Here is a 20,917-nt window from a genome sequence, read left to right as displayed (position 1 = left end):
TCCTCAGGCGGCCTGGTGGGCGGAAACGAAGGCCGCCAGGCTGGCCACGTTGGCGAAATGGGTGCGGGTGTCCTTGGCCTCGGCGTCGATCTTGATGCCGAAGCGCTTCTGGATCGCCAGGCCCAGCTCCAGGGCATCCACCGAGTCCAGGCCCAGGCCTTCGCCGAACAGGGTCAGGTCGGCGGCGATGTCCTCGGCGCTCATGTCCTCGAGGCCCAGGGAGTCGATGATCAGGTGCTTAATCTCTGTGTGCAGATCGCTCATCTTCGGCGAGCTCCTTGATGAAGTGCTGGTGCAGGTGTTCGTTGAGCTTGCGCGAGGCGACCGGGTGCGGACCCTGGAACTGCCGCGGGTCTATGTCCTGGCCGACGCGCAGGCGGAAGTGGAAGCGCCGCGGTGGAATGCTGTACCAGGGCTCGGCCTTGGTCAGGGTGGTGGGCGTCACGCTGATCACCACCGGGGTGACGATGCGCGCCCCACGCACGGCGATGGCGGCGGCACCGCGGTGGAACTGCGGCGGCTGGCCGGGGGTGGTGCGGGTGCCCTCGGGAAAGACGATCAGGGTCTGGCCGCCCAGCAGTGCGGCGGCGGCCTCGTCGAGCATGTCCAGGCTGCCGCTGTTGCTGATATAGCCGGCGGCGCGGATCGGCCCGCGCATGCAGGGGTTGTCCCACAGGCTCTGCTTGACCACGCAGTTGGCGTCGCGGATGAAGGCGATCAGTACCACCACGTCGATCAGCGAGGGGTGATTGGCGATGATCATCTGCCCGGGGCGGCCCAGGCGCTCGACGCCCTCGACCTCGTAGGTCAGCACCCCGGTCCTGAACATGAACTGCACGAACAGGCGGAAGGCCCGGCTCACGGTGGCCCGGGCGCGGCTGCGGCGTGCCAGCGCGTCGCCGGGCAGCAGGGCCAGCGCCGGGAAGACCAGCAGGCGCAGGAGCACGCCACCGAGGCCGAACAGGGCGAAGCTCAGGGCGGTGGCGAGCAGACGCCACCCGTAGGGGGCGCTGTGGCGGCTCAGGCCGTGGTGGGTGACCAGATCCATCGACGATTCTTCCAGTGGTGCTCGAGGCTGTGCCGTTCGCCGCACAGGGCGCGCAGCAGGTTGAGGGCGTGGGGCCAGTCGGCGCGCGGGCCGCTGCCGGCGTGCAGCTGCAGGCGCCAGTCCTGGCCCGGGGTCAGCAGCAGGGCGACGGCATAGGGAAAGGGCACGTCGTCGACCTGGGCCGCGTAGAGCGGCGGTGGCATCTCTTCGGCGAGGACCAGCAGCACGGCCGGGGCGCCGTCGCCGAGCAGGCTGCAGGCCTCCAGCAGGGCCTGCTCCAGGCCGTCGCCGGCGGCCGCCAGGGCGCTCATTTCGCTGGTGTCGCCGCGCAGGATCGACCACAGGCCGATGGTCGCGTTGTGCACCGAAAGGCTGAACTGGGTCGGCGACAGCGGCTCGCCACTGGCCAGCTGCTCGAGCAGCGCCAGGGTGCGCGGGGCGTCGCCGTGGCGCGAGGCGAACACCAGGGGCAGCGCCCTGTGGCCTTCGGCCAGGGGCCAGGCGACATGGAACATCATCCGCGCCAGGCGGCTGAGGCGGCGGCGTTGCAGGGCGGGGAGGAAGCCGACATCCGGCTGCTGCTGGGCGTCTTCCAGGGGCACAGGGGTCCTGCACCAGGCACGCCAGTCATCTGTGCTATCCAGGCCGGGGGCCCAGGCACGCCATTGTTCGATCCTGAAATGCATCACACGGAAAGTTTCCCGGCCCGTTCGGGCATCCTTGTCAACTGCGGCCGTCCCGTTCTGCCTCTGGGGCGTGGACGGTCCATGGCGAAGTGGCGGCATTATCTAGATGGCGCGCATTCTGCGCAATTGTTGCGAGGCCGCTCCGGATCGGCGGGCGGCCCTTCTTGCCTGGCAACCTCGCGCTTGTCACGTGCTTTGCATAGAATCCAGGTCCATTCCGGGCTCAGGGAGGTGTGCGATGCGGCGTGTGGTGTTCAATCAGAAGGGCGGCGTGGGCAAGTCCAGCATCGCCTGCAACCTGGCGGCGGTGAGTGCGGCGCAGGGCTATCGCACCCTGTTGGTGGACCTGGATGCCCAGGCCAATTCCACCCACTACCTGACCGGCCTGACCGGCGCCGAGATTCCCACCGGGATCGCCGAGTTCTTCAAGCAGACCCTGGCCAGCGGGCCCTTCGCCAAGAAGGGCCGGGTCGACATCTACGAGACGCCGTTCGCCAACCTGCACGTGATCACCGCCACCGCGGAGCTGGCCGATCTGCAGCCCAAGCTCGAGGCCAAGCACAAGATCAACAAGCTGCGCAAACTGCTGGACGAGCTGGGCGAGGACTACGACAGGATCTACCTGGATACTCCGCCGGCTCTGAACTTCTACACGGTTTCCGCGCTGATCGCCGCCGATCGCTGCCTGATACCCTTCGACTGCGACAGCTTCTCGCGCAATGCCCTGTACGGCCTGCTGCAGGAGATCGAGGAGCTGCGCGAGGACCACAACGAGGCCCTGGCGGTGGAGGGCATCGTGGTCAACCAGTTCCAGCCGCGGGCGTCCCTGCCGCAACTGCTGCTCGACGAGTTGCTCGGCGAGGGGTTGCCGGTGCTGCCGGTGAACCTGATGAGCTCGGTGAAGATGCGCGAATCGCACCAGGCCTGTACGCCGCTGATCCATCTGGATGCGCGGCACAAGCTGACCCAGCAGTTCGTCGAGCTGCACGACCTGCTCGATGCCGGCGTCTAGAGCGACAGGCTAGACGTACGCGGCGCCATGGGCGCCTCGTGCGTTTGCGGTTGTATGCTGAGTGGCCGCGTCTAGCGGACCACGAAGATGTCGCAGGGCGCGCGGTGCAGGAAGTGCTGGGCCAGGCTGCCGAGCAGGGCCTGGGACAGGGCGCTGCGGCCGTGGCTGCCAAGCACCAGGAGTTCGCTGCGACGGGCCTTCAGTTGCTCCTGCAGGCAGCGCAGGATGCCGCCCTGGATAACTTCGTGGCTCAGGCTCGGGCCGTCGCTGGGCAGGTTGCGGCTCTCGTCCTCGAGCAGCTGGTCGATCAGCGCCTGCTGGATCTGCAGCTGGGCCTCGACCTGGCGCGGCGTGCCCTTGTCCGCCTCGAATACATGCAGGGCGTGCAGCCCGGCGCTGCTCGGCAGCAGGCGGTAGGCCTGGCCCAGGGCACTGCAGGCGCACAGGGAGAAGTCGATGGCGGCCAGGGCGCGCTGGTAGGGCTGGAAGTCGTTGTGGGCGACCAGCAGCAGGGGCACCGGGCACTGGCGGGCGATACGGTCCAGGCTGGTGCCGGAGAAGAAGTCGTGACGCTGGTGGTGGGCGCCGAGCACCAGCAGGTCGCAGCCCAGGGCCTGCAGCTGCTGCAGCACCACTTCGGACGGCTTGCCGCTGCGCAGGCACAGCTCGCTGCCGGGCGGGGCGTGGCGGGTCAGGCTGCGATCCAGGGCCTGTTGCGCCTGCTCCTGTTGCGCCCCGTCGAGGCCGGGGTCGAGGACATGCAGGATGGTCAGCCGGGCATTGTGCTGCCGGGCCAGCTGGGCGGCCCGGCACAGGGCCAGGTCGGCGGTGTCGCGCAGGTCATGGGCGATGAGGATGTGGCTGAACATGGGACAGGCACTCCAGCCGTCGGGGGGCTCGGAAATTTATTATCCCCACAGGCTTAGCCGTTGTATTGATCTACCGCAAGGTCAGGCGTCAGGCCGTGCGCCCCCGTCGGTCGCGGCGCCGCTCAGATGCCCTGGCCGGCGAGCCAGGCGAGCAGCTGCGGCAGCGGTAGCGCGCCGCTCTGCCGGGCCACTTCGGCGCCGCCCCGGAACAGGATCAGGCTGGGAATCGAGCGGACGCCCAGTTGTCCGGCCAGCTGGCGGTTGGCCTCGCTGTCCAGTTTGCCCAGGCGCACGCGGCCCTGCAGCTGGTGCGCGGCCTGGGCGAAGGTCGGCGCGAAGGCCTTGCAGGGGCCGCACCAGTCGGCCCAGACGTCGACCAGCAAGGGCAGGTCGCCCTGCAGCTGGCTGGCGAAGCTGGCCTGGTTCAGCTCGAAGGGGGCGGCGGGCAACAGCGTGTGCTTGCAGCGCCCGCACACCGGGTTGTCGCCCAGGCGCTGGGCGGGGATGCGGTTGAGGCCGCCACAGTGGGGGCAGGGGATCAGCATGGGTGGCGACATGGGGTACTCCTGGGTTGCCTTCAAGGTGGTGGCGGGAGGGCGATAAAACAAGGTTAGAGTGAGCGGCACCGGAGGACCCATGGCATCGTTGAATCTACTGCGCACCTTCGCCGTGCTCGGCGACACCCTCAGCGTCAAGCGCGCCGCCGAACGGCTGCATGTCACACCGACGGCGGTCAGCCACCAGTTGCGCGAGCTGGAGGCGGCGCTGGACTGCAAGCTGTTCCAGCGCCTGCCCCGCGGCCTGGCGCTGACCGACGCCGGGCGCTCGTTCTGGGCCGAGGTGGCGCCGGCGATTCGCCAGCTGGAGAGCGCCACCCGGGCGCGCCAGGTGCGGCGGCCGTTCCGCCTATCCAGCTTTCCCTTCCTCGCCCAGGCCGTGGTGCTGCCTGCGCTGGGGGAACTGCAGGGGCTGCTCGGCGAGCGCCTGCTGAGCCTCGACACCCGCCGCGAAATCCTCGACCTGGAAGGCCATGGCATCGACCTCGGCCTGCGCTTCGCCGTCGATCCGGCGGACTGGGGCGCGCTGTGCGCCCGGCGCCTGAGCGGTTTTCAACTGGCGCCGCTGGTGGCCGCGGGCTTTCCGGAGGTGTCCTGGCCGCCGCCGGACGATCTGCTGCCGATCCGCCTGAGCCAGGAGCGGCACAGCTGGGAGCAGTGGGCCGCGGCGTACGGTTGGCAACCGGCGGCCGACGGCCTGGAGCTGGACAGCTACGCGGCGGTGCTGAGCGCCGCCGAGCAGGGGCTGGGGGTGGCCATCGGCTTTCTGCCGCTGTGCATCGACGCGTTGCAGGGCGGCGGCCTGCGGCCGCTGTGGCCGGGGCGGCGGGTCAGCGGCGGGGCGCTGTGGGCGGTCTGGCCGGCCACGGCGCAGAGCCCGGCGCTGCTGCGGGTGGTCGACTGGCTGGAGGCGCGCCTGGCCGGGATGGAGACTCGTAGCGCTGAGTTTTTCTCAGCCCTGGAGGGCTGAAATCTCGCTTTTCTCCTCGGCGACGGCCGGCAAGAGTGGCGGCCTGCACAGGAGGAGTCCGCCATGCGTTTCGACAGCTACACCTTGCCCGCCCGCGATGGTCACCCGCTCGCCGTCAGCGCCTTCCGCCCGGCACTGCCGCGCTACTGCCTGTTGCTGAACGGCGCCACCGGCGTCGCCCAGCGTTTCTACCGCAGCTTTGCCGAGCACGCGGCCGAGCGCGGCGCCTGGGTATTCACCTACGACTACCGCGGCATCGGCGCCAGCCGCTCGGCGACCTGGCAGGGGCCGGCCCCGTGCATGGCCGACTGGGGGCGCATCGATCTGGCGAGCCTGCTCGACCACCTGCCCGCCGACCTGCCGCTGGCGGTACTCGGCCACTCGGTGGGCGGGCAGTTGCCGGGCCTGGCCGACAACGCCGGGCGCATCCGGGCGCTGCTCGGCGTGGCCGCCCAGTCCGGCTACTGGCGCCTGTGGCCGGCGCGCCGGCAGTGGCGCCTGGCGCTCAACTGGTATGCGCTGATTCCGCTGCTCACTCGCGCCTGCGGCCGGCTGCCGGGCTGGGTCATGGGCGGCGAGGCGCTGCCGCGGGAGGTGGCGCTGGAGTGGGCGCGCTGGTGCCGCACGCCGGCCTTCATCGCCACGCCGGACGGCCGTGCCTGGCGCCCGCACTTCGCCGAGCTGCTAGGGCCGGCGCGGTTTCTGGTGATCGACGATGACCTGGCCTTCGCCCCGCGCCAGGCGGTGGAGGCGCTGGCCGCGTTCTACCCGGCGGCACGCCGCGAGGTGCGGGTGGTCGCGCCGGCGCACTGGGGGCTGAGCGGACTCGGGCACTTCGGCTTCTTCCGCCGCGATACCCCGCGCGGGCTGTGGGATGAGCAGCTGGCCTGGTTGGAGCACGCCCTCGGCCTGGCGCCTGCCCGCGCGGTGGCCTGAGCGCGGCGGTCCGGGCCTCAGCCTCGAGGGCTCGTTCGCAGCGGATCCGGCTCGCCGAGGCTGGCGTCGGTTAGCGCCATGCCGACCGACAGCCGCGGTCGCCGCTAGCTGGGCGTGGGTGATCAGATCGGCGTCAACGGCCAGAACAGCGGAATGACCAGGGTCGCCACCAGCCACAGCAGCAGGTTGAGCGGGATGCCCACCCTCATGAAGTCGGTGAAGCGGTAGCCGCCGGCGTTGTAGACGAAGGTGTTGGTCTGGTAGCCGATCGGCGTGGCGAAGCTGGCGCTGGCGGCGAACATCACCGCCACCACGAAGGCCCGCGGGTCGACGCCCAGGTGCTGGGCGAGGCCGATGGCGATGGGGGTGACCAGCACCGCCACGGCGTTGTTCGACAGCATCTCGGTGAGGATCGAGGTGAACAGGTAGATGAACGACAGCATCAGCAGCGGCCCGGCCCAGGGCAGCCAGCCCATGACGTTCTCCACCAGGAGCCTGACCAGGCCGACCTTGTCCATGGCGATGCTGATCGCCAGCATGCCGAAGATCAGGCTGAGGATCTTCCAGTCCACCGCCTTGTAGGCGTCTTCCACGTCCAGGCAGCGGGTCGCCAGCACGGTCACCGCGCCGATGATCGCCAGGCCCTCGATGGGCATCAGGCCGAGGGCGGCCAGGAGCATCACCGCCAGGGTGGCGACGATGGCGATCGGCGCCTTGTCGCGGCGGAAGGCACGCTCCTGCACGGCGTTGAGGCTGATCAGCTCGCCGTTGTCGGCGAAGCGCTTGATCTGCGCCGGGGTGCCCTCGACCAGCATGACGTCGCCGAACTGCAGCTCGAAGTCGTCGAGGTTGCCCTGGATGTTCTCGTCCTGGCGGTGCACGGCGAGCACGGCGATGCCGTAGCGCGCGGTCAGGTCGAGGTCGCGCATGGGCCGGTGGCTGTAGCGCGAATTGCGCCCGACTATGGCCTCGGCGAGGATCACGTCGTGGCTGCTGATGGTCTCGAAGGCGTCGCCGCGGTTGAACGACAGGTGGCCGCTCTCGCGCAGCTCCACCACGTTCTTCACCTGGCCGTGCAGCACCAGGCGGTCGCCGCTGGCCAGCAGGGTGTCGTGGCCGGGCTCGGTGAGTTCCTGGTCCTCGCGGAACAGCTTGAGCACCTGCAGGCCGCTGCCGCCATTGAGGTTGGCCTCGGCCAGGGTCTTGCCGATCACCGGCGATGCCTGGGGCACCAGCAGTTCGGTCATGAAGGTGCGGTCCAGGTCGGGGCGCAGCTGCCGGGACAGGGTCTCGCGCTCCGGCAGCAGGTGGCGGCCGATGGTCAGCAGGTAGAGCATGCCGACCGTGGCGAGGATCAGCCCGGCGCCGGTGATCTCGAAGATGCCGAAGGGCTCCAGGCCGGCCTTGCGCGCCACGCCGTCGACCAGGATGTTGGTCGAGGTGCCGATCAGGGTCAGGGTGCCGCCGAGGATGGTGGCGTAGGACAGCGGGATCAGCAGCTTGGACGGCTGGGTGCCGGCGCGGCGCGCCAGGGAGATGGCCACCGGGGTGAGGATGGCCACCACCGGGGTGTTGTTCAGGCAGGCGGAGATCACCAGGGCGGTGAGGGTCAGGCCGGTGAGCACGCGGATCGGGCTGGTGCCGACCAGGTTGCCCAGCCAGTTGCCCAGGGCGTCGATGCAGCCGGTGCGCTCCAGGGCGGCGGACAGCACGAACATGCAGGCGATGGTCACCGGCGCCGAGTTGCTCAGCACGCTGAGCACTTCCTTGGGTTCCAGCAGCTGGGCCACCAGCAGGGCGGCCACGGCGATCGCCGCGACCACGTCCGGGCTCCACTTTTCGCGGACGAAAGCCACCAGCAGCCAGATCAGCAGCGCGCCGACGAAGAGCAATGGCAGGGAGTCCCAGAACATAAGCGTCCTTAGCGTGCGAATCTCGTATGAGGTGACGGGCGCGCCCGGCGGCGGCCGCGCAAGGTCGCCAAGATAGTGGCCTTTGCTTAGATAGTCTAAGAATGTTTGAGAAGGTTTATATGCCTTTTCGGCTTATTCGATAAGGCTGTACCGGCGCCTGCGCGACGCACTGTGCCTGTGCCCGCAGGCCCCGTTGGGGCTAGGCTCGGGGTTTACTCGGGGAGGGCGGAGCATGCGTCAGCTAGGCATTCTTGGCGGCATGAGCTGGGAGTCCACGGCGAGCTACTACCGGCTGCTCAACCAGGGCGTGCGGGAGCGCCTGGGCGGCCTGCATTCGGCGTCCCTGTTGCTGCATTCGGTGGACTTCGCGGCGATCGCCGAACTGCAGAACCGCGGCGACTGGAGCGAGGCAGGCCGGCAGCTGGCGCACGCCGCCCAGGGGCTGGCGACGGCCGGGGCCGGGGCGTTGCTGCTGGCCAGCAACACCATGCACAAGGTGGCGCCGGCCATCGCGGCGGCGGTGGACATCCCCTTGCTGCATATCGGCGACGCCGTGGGCCAGGCGCTGGGGCGCCAGGGCGTGCGCCGCGCGGCGCTGCTCGGCACGCGCTTCACCCTGCAGGAAGCCTTCTACCGGCAGCGGCTAAGTGAGCGCTTCGGCATCGAGACGCTGCTGCCGGAGGCGGCGGCCATGGCCGAGATCGACCGGGTGATCTTCGCCGAGCTGTGCCGCGGCGAGTTCACGACGGCGTCGCGCGCCTTCTACCTGCAGTGCCTGGAGCGGTTGCGCGACGATGGCGCCGAGGTGGCGATCCTCGGCTGCACCGAGATCGGCCTGCTGCTGGAGGGTGTCGACGCGCCCTTGCCGCTGCTCGACAGCAGCGAAGTACATGTGGCCATGGGCCTGGAGTGGCTGCTGGAGGAGGCTCGAGGTTCACGGCCTGGGGTAGCGCGGCGTTCAACCCGGCCTACGACGAGCAGCTGATCGCCAGGTGCTTGCCCCATTCCGGCGGGCGCTCGGCATAACGCGCCATACCCGGTTGCTCGTCGAAGGGGCGGCTGAGCACCGCGTGCAGTTCGCGCACCGGCCCATAGTCGCCCTGCTCGGCGGCCTCGATGACCTGCTGGGCCAGGTAGTTGCGCAGGATGTACTTGGGGTTGACCCTGTGCATGCGCGTGCGCCGCGCCTCCTGGTCGTCGCCGTCCGCTTTGCAGCGGGCCCGGTAGTCGGCGGCCCAGGCGTCGAAGCCGGCCAGGTCGGCGAAGTCCTCGCGCAGCCGCGCCAGCGCCTGCTCGGGCGCACTGTCGCCGAGGCTGCGGAAGAAGTTCGTGTAGTCCACCGCGCTGCCCTGCATCAGCTGCAACAGGCGCTGCACCAGGGCCTCGTCGCCCTCGGCGGCATCGGTCAGGCCCAGGCGCCGGCGCATCAGGTCCAGGTAGTGGGCCTGGTACAGCGGCAGGAACAGGCCGAGGGTCTCGCGCAGCGCCTCGACCTCGACGAAGGCGGTCAGGGCCTGGCCCAGGGCCGCCAGGTTCCACTGGGCGATCGGCACCTGGTTGCTGAAGCTGTAGCGGCCGCTGTCGTCCGAGTGGTTGCAGATGTGGTTGGCGTCGAAGTCGTCGAGGAAGGCGTAGGGGCCGTAGTCGAAGGTGATGCCGAGGATCGACATGTTGTCGCTGTTCATCACCCCGTGGCAGAAGCCGTAGGCCTGCCAGTGGGCGATCAGCGCGGCGTTGCGCTCGACCACCTCGCGGAACAGCGCCAGGTAGGGCTCGTCCTGGCTCAGGCAGGCGGGGAAGTGGCAGCTGAGCACGTGCTCGCCGAGCTGCTTGAGCTGTTCCGGCTGGCGGGTGTAGTAGAAGTACTCGAAGTGGCCGAAGCGCACGTGGCTGCGCGCCAGGCGCAGCAGCATGGCGGCGCTTTCCTGGCGCTCGCGCCACACCGGGGTGCTCGAGGCGGTGACGCACAGCGCCCGCGAGGTGGGGATGCCGAGGGCATGCAGGTGCTCGCTGGCGAGGAACTCGCGGATCGAGCTGCGCAGCACCGCGCGGCCGTCGCCCATGCGCGAGTAGGGGGTCTGGCCGGCACCCTTGAGGTGCAGGTCCCAGTGCTCGCCGGCGTCGTTGACCACCTCGCCGAGCAGCAGGCCGCGGCCGTCGCCCAGGCGCGGGTTGTACACGCCGAACTGATGCCCGGAATAGACCATCGCCCGTGGTTCGGCGTCGTTCCACAGCTTGTGTCCGGCGAACAGCTCGGCGAACTCCGGGAGTTCGGCCTCCGCCGGGTCGAGGTCGAGCAGGGCCATGGCCGCCGGGCTGGCCACCACCAGGCGCGGCTCGGCGATCGGCTCGGGCAGTACCTCGGTGGAGAAGGCATCGCCGAGGCGGGCGAAGCGGTTATCGAAGGTCAGGTCGGTGAGCGACTTCAAGGCAACTCTCCAGCGGAGGCGGGCGGCGGGTCATGGTCGGGGGCTCAGGCCTCGACCATAACCCGTCGTTCAGTTCGGGTCGACCAGCGGCGCCGCCGGCTGCGGCCGCAGTTGCGGCTGCTGGCCGCCACTGGTCTGGCCGCTGCCGAGGTCGAGCTCCTGGCCCTGCTGGTTCTTCAGCGTCACCTCGACCTGGTTGAAGGCCATCTCCACCTTGTGTTCGCGGAAGCTCAGGGCGATGCGCGTGAGGATCTCGTCGGTCGAGGCGTTGCGGTCGGCCAGCTCGCGCACGTGGAAGCGCAGCTCGTAGTCGAAGGTGCTGGCGCTGATGGTCAGGAAGAACAGTTGCGGCTCGGGATCGCGCAGCACCCGCGGGTTCTCCAGCACCGCCTGCATCATCAGCTCGCGGGCCAGCGGCAGGTCGGTCTCGTAGGCCACGCCGATGCGGATGATCACCCGGGTGACGGTGTCGTGCAGCGACCAGTTGATCAGCTGGTCGGTGACGAAGGTCTTGTTCGGCACGATGATTTCTTTGCGGTCGAAATCGGTGATGGTGGTGGCGCGGATGCGGATGCGGCTGACCGTGCCGGACAGGTTGCCGATGGTCACCACGTCGCCGATGCGCACCGGGCGCTCGAACAGGATGATCAGGCCGGAGATGAAGTTGGCGAAGATCTCCTGCAGGCCGAAGCCCAGGCCCACCGAGAGCGCGGCGACCAGCCACTGCAGCTTGTCCCAGCTGACCCCCAGGGTCGACAGGGTGACCACGAAACCGACCCCGACTATGACGTAGGACAGCAGGGTGGTGGTGGCGTAGGCGCTGCCCTGGGCCAGGCGCATGCGCGACAGCACCAGCACCTCGAGCAGGCCGGGCAGGTTGCGCGCCAGGGCTACGGTGATGGCCACTATGATCAGGGCGCCGAGCAGGTCGCTGAGGCTGATCGGCACCAGGCTGGCGCTCTCGCCGCTGCCGCTGCTGTATTCGTAGAGGGTGACGTTGTCCAGGTAGGCGAACACCGAGATCAGGTCGGCCCAGACCCAGTACAGGCCGGCGATGAACAGACCGAGCAGGCTCAGGCGGATCAGGCGCAGCGACTGCTGGTTGACCTGCTCGATGTCCAGGGTCGGTTCCTCCACCGGCGTCTCGCCGCCCTCGGCGCCCTCCTTGGGCACGGCCTGGCGCTTGGCCATGGCGCGCTGGTAGGCCAGGCGCCGGGCCGCGACGCCCAGGCCGCGGACGAAGGCCGCCTCGACGATGGTCCAGATGATCAGCAGGTACAGCGTGCTGATCAGCCGGTCGCTGAGCTTCAGCGCGGTGTAGTAGTAGCCGAAGCCGACCGCGACGATCAGCGCCAGGGGCAGCAGGCTGAACAGCAGGCCGACCAGGGTGCGGAAGTTGGAGCTGTGTTCGCGCGCCGAGCCGCTGAGCAGCAGCTTGTGCAGCAGCCAGGCCATCAGGCCGAAGCAGGCCAGCACCACGGCGATGCCGATCACGTCCTCGGCCAGGCTGGCCGGCTGGTGCTCGGCCACCGTGACCACGGCCACCAGGGCCATCACCACCAGCCCGAGGTAGCGGATCTGCCGGTGCAGGAAGCCGACGTGGCGGCGCGGCCAGTGGAAGTGCAGTTCGGCCACCCCGCCCGGGGTGACGATGCGATAGACGGTGTAGAACACCAGCCAGGCCAGGGCCATGCCGAACAGCGCCGAGCCCAGGTTGGCGTTCTGCCCGCGGGCGTCGATCTGCAGGGCCAGGCCGCAGAGGGCGAAGAACAGGGCGCCGGGCAGGGCCAGCAGGACGTTGAGCAGGATCGCCATGGGCGTGTGCAGCTGGCTGTCGCGCTTGAAGTGGCCGACGTCCTGGTGCAGCTCGGTCAGCTTGCGGTAGAGGAAACCGCGCTTCCACAGCAGCAGGCCGATCAGCAGCAGCAGCGGCAGGAACAGCACCGGCCGCTCGATCAGGCCGGCGCCCAGGGCGCGCAGGTTGGCGCCCCAGGGCAGGTCGGCGATCTGCCGCTTGAGCAGCCCCGGCGCACTGGCGAACCAGTCCAGGTTCAGCGGCTTGTTGCTGGGGATCCAGAACATCTGCTCGTCGAGGGTGGCGCTCAGGGCGCCGGCGGTGCTCTGCAGCTGCTTCTGGTTGAGTTGCAGGGTTATCGACTCGTTGAGCAGCGCGTTGAGCTCGCGGTTGAGGCGATCGAGCAGCTCGCGGCGGGTGGCGATCAGCTCGAGCAGGGTGCTGCGCAGCTCCGGGGTGACGTCCTGGGGCGGCTGCTTGGCCAGCAGCCTGTCGACATAGGCGCCGGGGTTGCCGATGCGCTCGCGCTGCTGGTTCAGCTCGAACTGGTACAGGCGCAGGTCGGCGATCTCGTTGGCCAGGTTGTTGTCCAGCTCCAGGGCGGGCAGCGCCTGCTTCTGCTGGTAGAGGATCCTGGCCAGCAGCAGGCTGCCCTGCAGCACGTTGATCTGCTCGTCGAGGGCCTGGTCGGTCTGGCTGAGGCTGTCGAGCTTCTGCTTGATCTGCAGGTTCTGCTGGGTCAGCTGGTTGAGGCGGTCGGTGGCGCTGAGCAGGTAGTCGGAGAGCTTGAGGTTGAGCGCGCTCTGGCTGGCCAGCAGCTTGTCGGAACCGGCCTTCTCCGCCTCGCGCGACTGCTCGGCGACGGTCTCCTCCGATTGCGCGCGGCGCTTCTCGTTGATCAGCGTCTGCAGCTCCTGCAGCTCCTGCTCCAGGCGCTTCATGCGCTCCTCGAGCAGGTCGCGCTGGGCGTGGCCCAGGTCCTGCAGCAGGCTGTTGCCGGCCAGCTCCTGGCGGCGCAACTGGGTCTTGGCGTCGAGCAGGGCCAGTTCGGCGCTGAGCTGGTCGCGCAGCTCGGTGGTCAGCGGCTTGCCCGATTCCTTGCCGGTCTTCAGGCTGTTGTTGATTTCCTGGGTGCGGGTCTGGTTGCTGCTGATCTCGGCCTGGGCCCGCTCCGGGCGGGTCTGGGCGGTGATGATCAGGCTGTTGGCGTCGCCGAGCTGCTTCTGCCACTCGCTGAGCTGGGTGCTGCGCTCGCCGAGCAGCTGCTCCAGCTGCGGTACCGACGTGGCGGCGTGGCGCCGGGCGATGTCCGTCGGCTCGCTGGCCTTGAGCCGGGTCAGTTCACGCTGGGCCTCGCCGATCAGCCGCGGCGCCTGCTCGAGTTGCTGCTTCAGCTCGGCCAGGCGCTGTTCGCTCTCGGCGCGCTGGGTGAGCAGGCCGAGGGTCTTCTCCAGGGTCTGCTTGAGCGCCAGCAGCTCGGCCTCCGGCAGCTTGCGCTCGGCCAGGCTCTCCAGGCTGCGCTTGACTTCGGTGATTTTCGGCGAGTCGGCCGCCTGCAGCGGGGCCACGCCGAGGCAGAGGCCGAGCAGGGCGGCGGCGAATAGGAAGCGGAATAGGGGCATGGTCGCGATCGTGCGGCTCGAAAGGCAGTGAGTTTAGAGGAACAGGCCCGGACCTGGGCGAACACCTTCGGGGAATTTGACGCCGACCTTGCGGATCTTGTTCCCCGCCATCGCCGCCACCGTCCAGGTCAGGCCTTGCCATTCGACCTGGTCGCCGATCACCGGTTCACCGCCGATCTCATGGGCGATGAAGCGGCCCAGGGGCTGCTGGCCGTCGATGCCGTCCAGCTTGAGGCCGTAGAGCGCGGCGACGGCGCTGAGCTGGGCGTCGCCTTCGAGGACGAAGTCGCCGAAGAAACGCAGGTCCTGGCCCCGTTGCGGCGCCTGGCTGAACAGCTTGCCGAGGGCCGGCAGGTCATGCTCGTGGCCGATCACGCAGAGCAGGTCGCCGGCCTTCAGGGTGGTGCTGCCGGAGGGGTGCAGCAGCTGGTTGTTGCGGAACAGCGCGGCGATGCGCGTGCCCTCGGGCATCTTCAACTCGCGCAGGGCGGCGCCGATGCACCACTTCTCGGCGCCCAGGCGGTAGATGAACAGCTCCCACTCGCTGGTCGCATGCACCTCCAGGCCGGCGCGGGACACCGGCGCCGGTTCCGGCGGCACGGTGACGCGCAGCCACCTGGCCATCCAGGGCAGGCTGGTGCCCTGCAGCAGCAGCGAGACCAGGACGATGAAGAAGGCCAGGTTGAAGAACAGCTGGGCATTCTCCAGGCCGGCCATCAGCGGGAACACCGCGAGGATGATCGGCACCGCGCCGCGCAGGCCGACCCAGGCGATGAACAGCTTCTCGCGGTCATGGAAGGCGCGGAACGGCAGCAGGCCGAGGTAGATCGACAGCGGCCGGGCGATGAGGATCATCCACAGCGCCAGGCCCAGGGCCGGCAGGGCGATGGGCAGCAGCTCGCGGGGGGTGACCAGCAGGCCGAGGACCAGGAACATGCCGATCTGGCTGAGCCAGGCCAGGCCGTCGAGCATGTGCAGGATGCCGTGGCGCGAGCGGATCGGCCGGTTGCCCAGCAGCAGGCCGCACAGGTAGATGGCGAGGAAGCCGCTGCCGCCGGCGGCGTTGGTGATGGCGAAGATGATCAGCCCGCCGCTGACCACCAGCAGCGGGTAGAGGCCGTTGGCCAGGTGCATGCGGTTGACCAGGTTGAGCAGCAGCCAGCCGCCGCCCAGGCCCAGCACGCCGCCGAGGCCGAACTGCAGCAGCAGCTGCAGCGGCAGCTCCCAGCCGAAGCCGGTCTGGCCGCGCACCAGCATGGCGATCAGGGCGACGGTGAGGAACACCGCCATGGGGTCGTTGCTGCCGGACTCGATCTCCAGGGTGGCGCTGACCCGTTCGTTGAGGCCGCGGCCGCCGAGCAGGCCGAACACCGCGGCGGCATCGGTGGAGCCGACGATGGCGCCGATCAGCAGGCCCTCCATCAGGCTCAGGCCGAACAGCCAGGCGGCGGCGATGCCGGTCAGCCCGGCGGTGATCAGCACCCCGACGGTGGCCAGCGACAGCGACGGCCACAGCGCCACGCGGAAGCTCTTGACCCGGGTGCGCATGCCGCCGTCGAGGAGGATCACCGCCAGCGCCAGGTTGCCCACCAGGTAGGCCAGGGAGTAGTCGGCGAACTCGATGCCGCCGGGGCCGTCGACCCCGGCGAGCATGCCGACCGCGAGGAAGATCACCAGGATGGGAATGCCGAAACGCGAGCCGAAGGCGCTGACCAGGATGCTCATGGTCACCAGCAATGCACCGATCAGGAACAGGTTGTTGATGGCGCTGGCGTCCAAGGGCGTACTCCGGCCGAGGGGAGAGGGCGCCTTCATGCATGGCGCGTGCCAGCGATTCTAACCGCAGGCCCCGGCCGGCGGGCAAAAAAATGCCCCGCGCAAGCGGGGCATGGCGCCGAACCGGGGGGCCTCAGAACCAGGCGTCCCGCATGTCCAGGCAGGTCGCGTCGCGGGCCTCGAGCAGGGCCAGTTCGTGCTGGCAGGCCGGCACCTCCCAGGTCAGGAAGTAGCGCGCGGCCTGCAGCTTGCCCTGGTAGAAGTCGCGGTCGGCCGCCTGGCCGCCGGCCAGGCCCTGCTCGGCGCGAATCGCCTGTTCCAGCCAGCGCCAGCCGATCACCGTGTGGCCGAACACCTTGAGGTACAGCGCCGAGTTGGCCAGGCCCCGATTGACCTTGCCGCTCATCAGGTCGCCCAGCAGGGCCAGGGTCACCGCCTGCAGGCGCGCCAGCAGCTGTTCCAGCGGTTGACGCAGCGCGCTCAGCGACTCGAACGCGGCGGCCCGCTGGCAGCAGTCGAGGATCAGCCTGAGCAATCGCTTGAGCGCGGCGCCGCCGTTCATCGCCACCTTGCGCCCGAGCAGGTCCAGCGACTGGATACCGTGGGTGCCCTCGTGGATGGGGTTGAGGCGGTTGTCGCGGTAGTACTGCTCCACCGGGTAGTCGCGGGTGTAGCCGTGGCCGCCGAGGATCTGCACGGCCAGTTCGTTGGCCTTGAGGCAGAACTCCGAGGGCCAGGACTTGACGATCGGGGTGAGCAGGTCGAGCAGCTCCAGCGCCTGCGCCCGTTCAGCTGCGCTCGCCAGGGTCTGGGTGTCGTCGAACAGGCGCGCGGCGTACAGGCCGAGGTCGAAGGCGCCCTCGACGTAGGCCTTCTGCGCCAGCAGCATGCGCCGCACGTCGGCGTGCTCGACGATCGCCACCTGCGGGCTGCTCGGGTTCTTGCCGTCGGGCTGGCGGCCCTGGGGGCGGTTGCGGGCGTAGTCCAGGGAGTAGAGGTAGCCGGCGTAGCCGAGCATCACCGCGCCCATGCCGACGCCGATGCGCGCCTCGTTCATCATCTGGAACATGTAGGACAGGCCCTGGTGCGGCTGGCCCACCAGGTAGCCGACGCACTGGCCGTTGTCGCCGAAGTTCAGCGCGGTGGAGGTGGTGCCGCGCCAGCCCATCTTGTGGAACAGCCCGGCCAGGGTCACGTCGTTGCGCGGGCCCAGGTTGCCGTCCTCGTCCACCAGGAACTTGGGCACGATGAACAGGCTGATGCCCTTCACCCCGGGCGGCGCGTCCGGCAGCTTGGCCAGCACCATGTGCACGATGTTCTCGCTCAGGGGGTGGTCGCCGGCGGAGATGAAGATCTTGTTGCCGCGGAGGCGATAGCTGCCGTCGGCCGCCGGCTCGGCGCGGGTGCGGATGTCCGCCAGGGAGGAGCCGGCGTGGGGCTCGGTCAGGGCCATGGTGCCGAAGCAGCGGCCCTCGATCATCGGCTGCAGGAAGCGGCGCTTCTGCTCCGCACTGCCGAAGCTCTCGATCAGGTTGGCCGCGCCCATGGTCAGGAAGGGGTAGGAGCTGGTCGCCGCGTTGGCCGCCTGGAAGTGGGCGAAGCAGGCCTGCGACAGCAGGTTGGGCAGCTGCATGCCGCCGGCCTCGAAGTCGCGGGTGGCATTGAGGAAGCCGGCCGCGAGGAAGGCGTCCACCGCCGGCTTCACCTCCGGGATCAGCTGCGCCGCGCCGTCGACGTACTGCGGCTCGTGCTCGTCGTTCTTGCGGTTGTGCGGGGCGAACAGCGTCTCGGCGATGCCGCGGGCGGTGGTCAGGGCGGCGTCGAAGGTCTCGCGGTTGTGTTCGGCGAAGCGTTCGCGGCGGGTCAGGGCTTCGGCGTCCAGCACCTCGTAGAGTTCGAACGCCAGGTTGCGGGAGCTGAGCAGGGTCTCGGACATGGGCGGGCCTCCAGATGATGGGGGCGAGTCTAGGCAGCCGGTTTGCGGCTGCCCAGCACTATCCATGGCCGTGATGGAGGTTCACATGGCCAGCCCGGCGGCCAGTTCGCGGGTCAGCTGGGCGGCGCCGACGGGCCGGCAGCCGGCCAGGTTCTGCCCGGCCCAGAGCGGCGAGCAGTCGCCCAGGCCCTGGCGTTCGGCGGCGGCGCGCAGGGGCGCGATGGCGGCCGCGGCCAGGGGGAAGGCCGGCACTTCGGCGGGCATGGCGCCGAGGCTGCGCATCAGGCGGTTGACGATGCCCCGTGCCGGCCGGCCGCTGAACAGGGTGGTCAGCGCCGTGTGCCGGGCCGCCTCGCTCTGCAGGGCGGCGCGATGCACCGCGCTGGTGCCGGCCTCGGGGCACAGCAGGTAGGCGCTGCCGACCTGCACCCCGGCCGCGCCCAGGGCCAGGGCGGCCGCCACGCCGCGGGCGTCGGCGATGCCGCCGGCGGCGATCACCGGCAGGCGCACCGCCGCCGCCACTCTGCAGGGCGGCGCGATGCACCGCGCTGGTGCCGGCCTCGGGGCACAGCAGGTAGGCGCTGCCGACCTGCACCCCGGCCGCCCTGGCCCTGGGCGATGATCGCGTCGACGCCGCGGGCCTCCAGCCACAGGGCCTCGGCCACCGTGGTGGCGCAGCCGAGGATCTTCGCCCCGCTGGCCCGTACCCGCTCCAGCAGCGCGGCCTGTGGCAGGCCGAAGTGGAAGCTGACCACCTCCGGGCGCAGTTCCTCCACCAACTCGGCCATGGCCGCGTCGAATGGCTGGCGCCCGGGGCCGGCGGGGATGCTGGCGGGGTCGACGCCGAACTCGGCGTAGAAGGGCGCCAGCCGCTCGCGCCAGGTCGCCTCGCGGGCCGCATCCGCCGGCGGCTGGGCATGGCAGAAGAAGTTCAGGTTGCACGGCTGGTCGGTCGCCTCGCGCAGGGCCAGCAGCTGCGTGCGCAGGCCGGCGGCGTCGAGCATGGCGGCCGGCAGCGAGCCGAGGCCGCCGGCCTGGCACACGGCGCTGGCCAGGCGCTGGTCCTGGGCGCCGGCCATGGGCGCCTGGATGATGGGCAGTTCGCAGCCGAGCAATTCTGGCAGGCTCATGGGGCCTCCTTGGCCGCAGTGTGGCGGGGCCACGAGCATGCCACAGTTGGTGTTTCGGGTCGTCGCCCGCGGCCGCGGGCGGTTACACTGCGCCCTCGTCCCGAGGGAGTCCCGATGAACTACCGCCATGCCTTCCACGCCGGCAACCATGCCGACGTGCTCAAACACCTGGTCCTGAGCCGCCTGCTCGCCCTGCTGGGGCGCAAGGAGGCGCCCTTCGCCTACCTCGACAGCCATGCCGGCGTCGGCCTCTACGACCTGGCGGGCGACCAGGCCAGCCGTACCGGCGAGTGGCAGCAGGGCATCGGCCGCCTGTGGCAGGCCGAGGCGGTGCCGGACCTGCTGCAGGACTACCTCGAGGTGATCCGCGCCATGAACCCGGACGGCCAGCTGCGCTACTACCCCGGCTCGCCGGAGCTGGCGCGGCTGCTCAGCCGCGAGCAGGACCGCCTGCAGCTCAACGAGAAGCACCCCGAGGACGGCGCGTTGCTCAAGGACAACATGCGCGGCGACCGCCGCGTGGCGGTGCACCGGGGCGAGGGCTGGCATGTGCCGCGGGCGCTGCTGCCGACCCGGGAGAAGCGCGTGCTGTTGCTGATCGATCCGCCGTTCGAACAGGCCGACGAGCTGGAGCGCTGCCTGCAGGCGCTCGGCGAGGCCCTGGGGCGGATGCGCCAGGCCATCGTGGCGATCTGGTACCCGATCAAGGACGAGCAGCAGCTCAAGCGCTTCTATGCCGGACTGCAGCGCAGCGGCGCGCCCAAGCTGCTGCGCGCCGAGCTGTTGGTGCACAGCCCGGACGACCCCGCGCGCCTGGCCGGCTCCGGCCTGGCCATCGCCAATCCGCCCTGGGGCCTGGAGGACGAACTCCGCCAGCTGCTGCCCTGGCTGGCCGAGCACCTGGCCCAGGGCGAGGGCGGCTGGCGGCTGGACTGGCCGGTGCCGGAGCGGGGCGCTGGCTAGCGCCCCGCCGTCTGCGGCTCCACGTAGTAGCTCAGCTGCCGGTGCGGGCTGAGGTAGGCGTACACCGCGCCGGGCAGCTCGCCGCGGCGCAGGCTGCGGGCGATCGCCAGGCCCGGCTCCTCCAGCAGGTCGAGGATCGGCGCCTCGGTCTTGGGCAACTGCTCGTCGTACAGGATCAGCGTGGGCCTGAGCGGCCGGCCGGGGTTCATGCCCAGCACCAGGCCGTAGCGTTGGTCGTCCAGCTGCACCAGGCTGCCGGGCGGGTAGACCCCCAGGCAGCGGATGAAGGCCTTGAGCGCCACCTCGTCGAAGCGCGCGCGCTCCTGGGCGAACATCCGCGACAGGGCCTCGTGGGGGCTGAGGGCGTCCTCGGCCCGTAGCGGGTTGCACAGATTGTCGAACCTATTGGCGATGCACACCAGGCGGCTGAGGCGGCCGATCGCCGCTTCGCGCAGCTGCCGCGGGTAGCCGCTGCCGTCGCAGTACTCGTGGTGTTCGTTGACGATGCGCAGCACCTCGTCGTCGAGCATCAGGCGCTGGCCCATGCGCAGGCCGAACTCGGTGTGCAGCTGCAGCAGCTGTTGCTCGGGGCGGGTCAGCGGCTCGCTCTTGAGCAGCACCTTGCTCGGCACCTCGAGCTTGCCGATGTCGTGCAGCAGCGCTCCGAGGCCGAGGATGTGGATGGCCTCGGCGTCCAGGCCGAGCTGGCGCCCCAGCAGCATGGCCAGCACCGTGACGTTGAGGGCGTGGGAGTGGGCATCCTCGGCGGCCTTGCCGGTGATGTTGTGCAGCACCACCTGGTGATCGCCGCACAGGGCCTCGACCAGGCCGCGCACCACCTCGCCGGCCTGCTGGACGGCATGCTCGGGCTGGCCGCGCAGGGTCTGGTTGAGGGTCTTGACCCGCTGGCCGGCCTTGAGGAAGCTGCGGTCCACCTCGGCCAGGCGTTTGCGCAGGGCCCTGAGGGTGTCGGCCCGGGCCTGGCGCGCCAGCGCCTCGGGGTCGAGCGGCAGCGGTGCGCTGGGCGGGGGCGGAGCGAGCGCTGGCCGCGGCAGCGGCGGGCAGTCGCTGCGCGCCGGGTCGTAGCGCAGCTGTTTCAGGCCCAGGGCCCGCAGGGCGTCGATCTGGCCCTGATCCTTGAGCTTGAAACTGTTGCGGGCGAAGCCGTGTTTCCACCAGCTCAGCTCGAGCTGGATGAACAGGCCGATGCACAGCTGGTCGGGGTGGATGAGATGGTCGTCGGGCATGGGCGCTCGCGGGACGCTATGGTGGCCA

The 20,917-nt window shown here is 70.0% G+C and carries 16 protein-coding genes and 1 pseudogene; 5 read left to right on the top strand and 12 right to left on the bottom strand.

Annotation, left to right across the window (positions count from 1 at the left end; translation table 11 throughout):
* Positions 1–3 precede the first annotated feature (3 nt).
* The 3 genes from I0D00_RS10115 to I0D00_RS10105 are packed head-to-tail and all read right to left on the bottom strand — an operon-like array spanning position 4 to position 1,734.
* Entirely contained in the window at positions 4–264 is a 261-nt protein-coding gene (locus I0D00_RS10115; RefSeq protein WP_213639593.1) for a phosphopantetheine-binding protein, read from the bottom strand.
* On the bottom strand, positions 239–1,048 hold the full coding sequence (locus I0D00_RS10110; protein WP_213639592.1) for a lysophospholipid acyltransferase family protein: 810 nt from the start codon (positions 1,046–1,048) through the stop codon (positions 239–241). Before I0D00_RS10110 ends, I0D00_RS10115 begins: the two co-directional genes overlap by 26 nt.
* The gene (locus tag I0D00_RS10105) at positions 1,021–1,734 is read right to left on the bottom strand and encodes a beta-ketoacyl synthase chain length factor (protein WP_213639591.1); all 714 of its coding nucleotides are present in this window, start codon (positions 1,732–1,734) and stop codon (positions 1,021–1,023) included. Before I0D00_RS10105 ends, I0D00_RS10110 begins: the two co-directional genes overlap by 28 nt.
* A gap of 238 nt (positions 1,735–1,972) precedes the next feature.
* On the opposite strand from I0D00_RS10105, the gene I0D00_RS10100 reads away from it, so the two are divergent.
* Positions 1,973–2,746 carry a ParA family protein gene (locus I0D00_RS10100; protein WP_213639590.1) on the top strand — a complete coding sequence of 258 codons (774 nt, stop codon included), beginning with the start codon at positions 1,973–1,975 and terminating at the stop codon, positions 2,744–2,746.
* A 71-nt stretch (positions 2,747–2,817) separates the two neighbouring features.
* Here I0D00_RS10100 and I0D00_RS10095 read toward each other — a convergent pair whose 3' ends face one another.
* Together I0D00_RS10095 and trxC are read right to left on the bottom strand one after the other, a co-directional pair.
* Positions 2,818–3,615, bottom strand: a complete 798-nt coding sequence (locus I0D00_RS10095; protein WP_213639589.1) for a universal stress protein — start codon at positions 3,613–3,615, stop codon at positions 2,818–2,820.
* Positions 3,616–3,737: 122 nt separating this feature from the next.
* On the bottom strand, positions 3,738–4,172 hold the full coding sequence (gene trxC / locus I0D00_RS10090) for a thioredoxin TrxC (protein WP_213639588.1): 435 nt from the start codon (positions 4,170–4,172) through the stop codon (positions 3,738–3,740).
* Between the two features lie 79 nt (positions 4,173–4,251).
* Between trxC and I0D00_RS10085 the strand changes: the two genes are divergently transcribed.
* Together I0D00_RS10085 and I0D00_RS10080 are read left to right on the top strand one after the other, a co-directional pair.
* Positions 4,252–5,142 carry a LysR family transcriptional regulator gene (locus tag I0D00_RS10085; RefSeq protein WP_213639587.1) on the top strand — a complete coding sequence of 297 codons (891 nt, stop codon included), beginning with the start codon at positions 4,252–4,254 and terminating at the stop codon, positions 5,140–5,142.
* Positions 5,143–5,205: 63 nt separating this feature from the next.
* A complete protein-coding gene (locus I0D00_RS10080) occupies positions 5,206–6,078 on the top strand; it encodes an alpha/beta hydrolase family protein (RefSeq protein ID WP_213639586.1) in 873 nt (290 codons plus the stop codon).
* 122 nt (positions 6,079–6,200) lie between these two features.
* On the opposite strand, the gene I0D00_RS10075 is transcribed toward I0D00_RS10080, so the two are convergent.
* A complete protein-coding gene (locus I0D00_RS10075) occupies positions 6,201–7,991 on the bottom strand; it encodes an SLC13 family permease (RefSeq protein ID WP_213639585.1) in 1,791 nt (596 codons plus the stop codon).
* A 232-nt stretch (positions 7,992–8,223) separates the two neighbouring features.
* Between I0D00_RS10075 and I0D00_RS10070 the strand changes: the two genes are divergently transcribed.
* Positions 8,224–8,976 carry an aspartate/glutamate racemase family protein gene (locus tag I0D00_RS10070; protein ID WP_213639584.1) on the top strand — a complete coding sequence of 251 codons (753 nt, stop codon included), beginning with the start codon at positions 8,224–8,226 and terminating at the stop codon, positions 8,974–8,976.
* Here I0D00_RS10070 and selO read toward each other — a convergent pair.
* The 5 genes and pseudogenes from selO to I0D00_RS10045 form a co-directional block, all read right to left on the bottom strand.
* On the bottom strand, positions 8,960–10,420 hold the full coding sequence (selO, locus tag I0D00_RS10065; RefSeq protein WP_213639583.1) for a protein adenylyltransferase SelO: 1,461 nt from the start codon (positions 10,418–10,420) through the stop codon (positions 8,960–8,962). The genes I0D00_RS10070 and selO overlap by 17 nt on opposite strands.
* A 69-nt stretch (positions 10,421–10,489) precedes the next feature.
* Positions 10,490–13,837, bottom strand: a complete 3,348-nt coding sequence (gene mscK / locus I0D00_RS10060; protein ID WP_213639582.1) for a mechanosensitive channel MscK — start codon at positions 13,835–13,837, stop codon at positions 10,490–10,492.
* A gap of 33 nt (positions 13,838–13,870) precedes the next feature.
* Complete coding sequence (locus I0D00_RS10055) at positions 13,871–15,616, bottom strand: potassium/proton antiporter (RefSeq protein ID WP_213639581.1); 1,746 nt, start codon at positions 15,614–15,616, stop codon at positions 13,871–13,873.
* A gap of 130 nt (positions 15,617–15,746) precedes the next feature.
* A complete protein-coding gene (locus I0D00_RS10050; RefSeq protein WP_213639580.1) occupies positions 15,747–17,549 on the bottom strand; it encodes an acyl-CoA dehydrogenase in 1,803 nt (600 codons plus the stop codon).
* Between the two features lie 81 nt (positions 17,550–17,630).
* A pseudogene (locus I0D00_RS10045) lies at positions 17,631–18,679 on the bottom strand (NAD(P)H-dependent flavin oxidoreductase).
* A gap of 114 nt (positions 18,680–18,793) precedes the next feature.
* Here I0D00_RS10045 and I0D00_RS10040 point away from each other — a divergent pair.
* Positions 18,794–19,642 carry a 23S rRNA (adenine(2030)-N(6))-methyltransferase RlmJ gene (locus tag I0D00_RS10040; protein ID WP_213639579.1) on the top strand — a complete coding sequence of 283 codons (849 nt, stop codon included), beginning with the start codon at positions 18,794–18,796 and terminating at the stop codon, positions 19,640–19,642.
* Here I0D00_RS10040 and I0D00_RS10035 read toward each other — a convergent pair.
* Positions 19,639–20,889: a cyclic di-GMP phosphodiesterase gene (locus I0D00_RS10035; RefSeq protein ID WP_213639578.1), complete on the bottom strand. Its 1,251-nt coding sequence runs from the start codon at positions 20,887–20,889 to the stop codon at positions 19,639–19,641. The two genes, I0D00_RS10040 and I0D00_RS10035, sit on opposite strands and share 4 nt — an antisense overlap.
* Between the last annotated feature and the right edge of the window lie 28 nt (positions 20,890–20,917).

Source organism: Pseudomonas lalucatii (assembly GCF_018398425.1).
Classification (GTDB): Bacteria; Pseudomonadota; Gammaproteobacteria; order Pseudomonadales; family Pseudomonadaceae; genus Aquipseudomonas; species Aquipseudomonas lalucatii.
The sequence above is the reverse complement of the archived record's forward strand: the minus strand, read 5'-3'. Positions and strand labels throughout refer to the sequence as shown.

What these genes read in the sequence shown, in the direction of transcription:
- I0D00_RS10085 (WP_213639587.1), top strand. Translation starts at nt 4,252, where the DNA reads ATGGCATCGTTGAATCTACTGCGCACCTTCGCCGTGCTCGGCGACACC.
- I0D00_RS10075 (WP_213639585.1), bottom strand. Translation starts at nt 7,991, where the DNA reads ATGTTCTGGGACTCCCTGCCATTGCTCTTCGTCGGCGCGCTGCTGATC.
- I0D00_RS10105 (WP_213639591.1), bottom strand. Translation starts at nt 1,734, where the DNA reads ATGCATTTCAGGATCGAACAATGGCGTGCCTGGGCCCCCGGCCTGGAT.
- I0D00_RS10100 (WP_213639590.1), top strand. Translation starts at nt 1,973, where the DNA reads ATGCGGCGTGTGGTGTTCAATCAGAAGGGCGGCGTGGGCAAGTCCAGC.
- I0D00_RS10040 (WP_213639579.1), top strand. Translation starts at nt 18,794, where the DNA reads ATGAACTACCGCCATGCCTTCCACGCCGGCAACCATGCCGACGTGCTC.
- I0D00_RS10115 (WP_213639593.1), bottom strand. Translation starts at nt 264, where the DNA reads ATGAGCGATCTGCACACAGAGATTAAGCACCTGATCATCGACTCCCTG.
- I0D00_RS10050 (WP_213639580.1), bottom strand. Translation starts at nt 17,549, where the DNA reads ATGTCCGAGACCCTGCTCAGCTCCCGCAACCTGGCGTTCGAACTCTAC.
- trxC (WP_213639588.1), bottom strand. Translation starts at nt 4,172, where the DNA reads ATGTCGCCACCCATGCTGATCCCCTGCCCCCACTGTGGCGGCCTCAAC.
- I0D00_RS10035 (WP_213639578.1), bottom strand. Translation starts at nt 20,889, where the DNA reads ATGCCCGACGACCATCTCATCCACCCCGACCAGCTGTGCATCGGCCTG.
- I0D00_RS10110 (WP_213639592.1), bottom strand. Translation starts at nt 1,048, where the DNA reads ATGGATCTGGTCACCCACCACGGCCTGAGCCGCCACAGCGCCCCCTAC.
- I0D00_RS10095 (WP_213639589.1), bottom strand. Translation starts at nt 3,615, where the DNA reads ATGTTCAGCCACATCCTCATCGCCCATGACCTGCGCGACACCGCCGAC.
- I0D00_RS10080 (WP_213639586.1), top strand. Translation starts at nt 5,206, where the DNA reads ATGCGTTTCGACAGCTACACCTTGCCCGCCCGCGATGGTCACCCGCTC.
- I0D00_RS10070 (WP_213639584.1), top strand. Translation starts at nt 8,224, where the DNA reads ATGCGTCAGCTAGGCATTCTTGGCGGCATGAGCTGGGAGTCCACGGCG.
- mscK (WP_213639582.1), bottom strand. Translation starts at nt 13,837, where the DNA reads ATGCCCCTATTCCGCTTCCTATTCGCCGCCGCCCTGCTCGGCCTCTGC.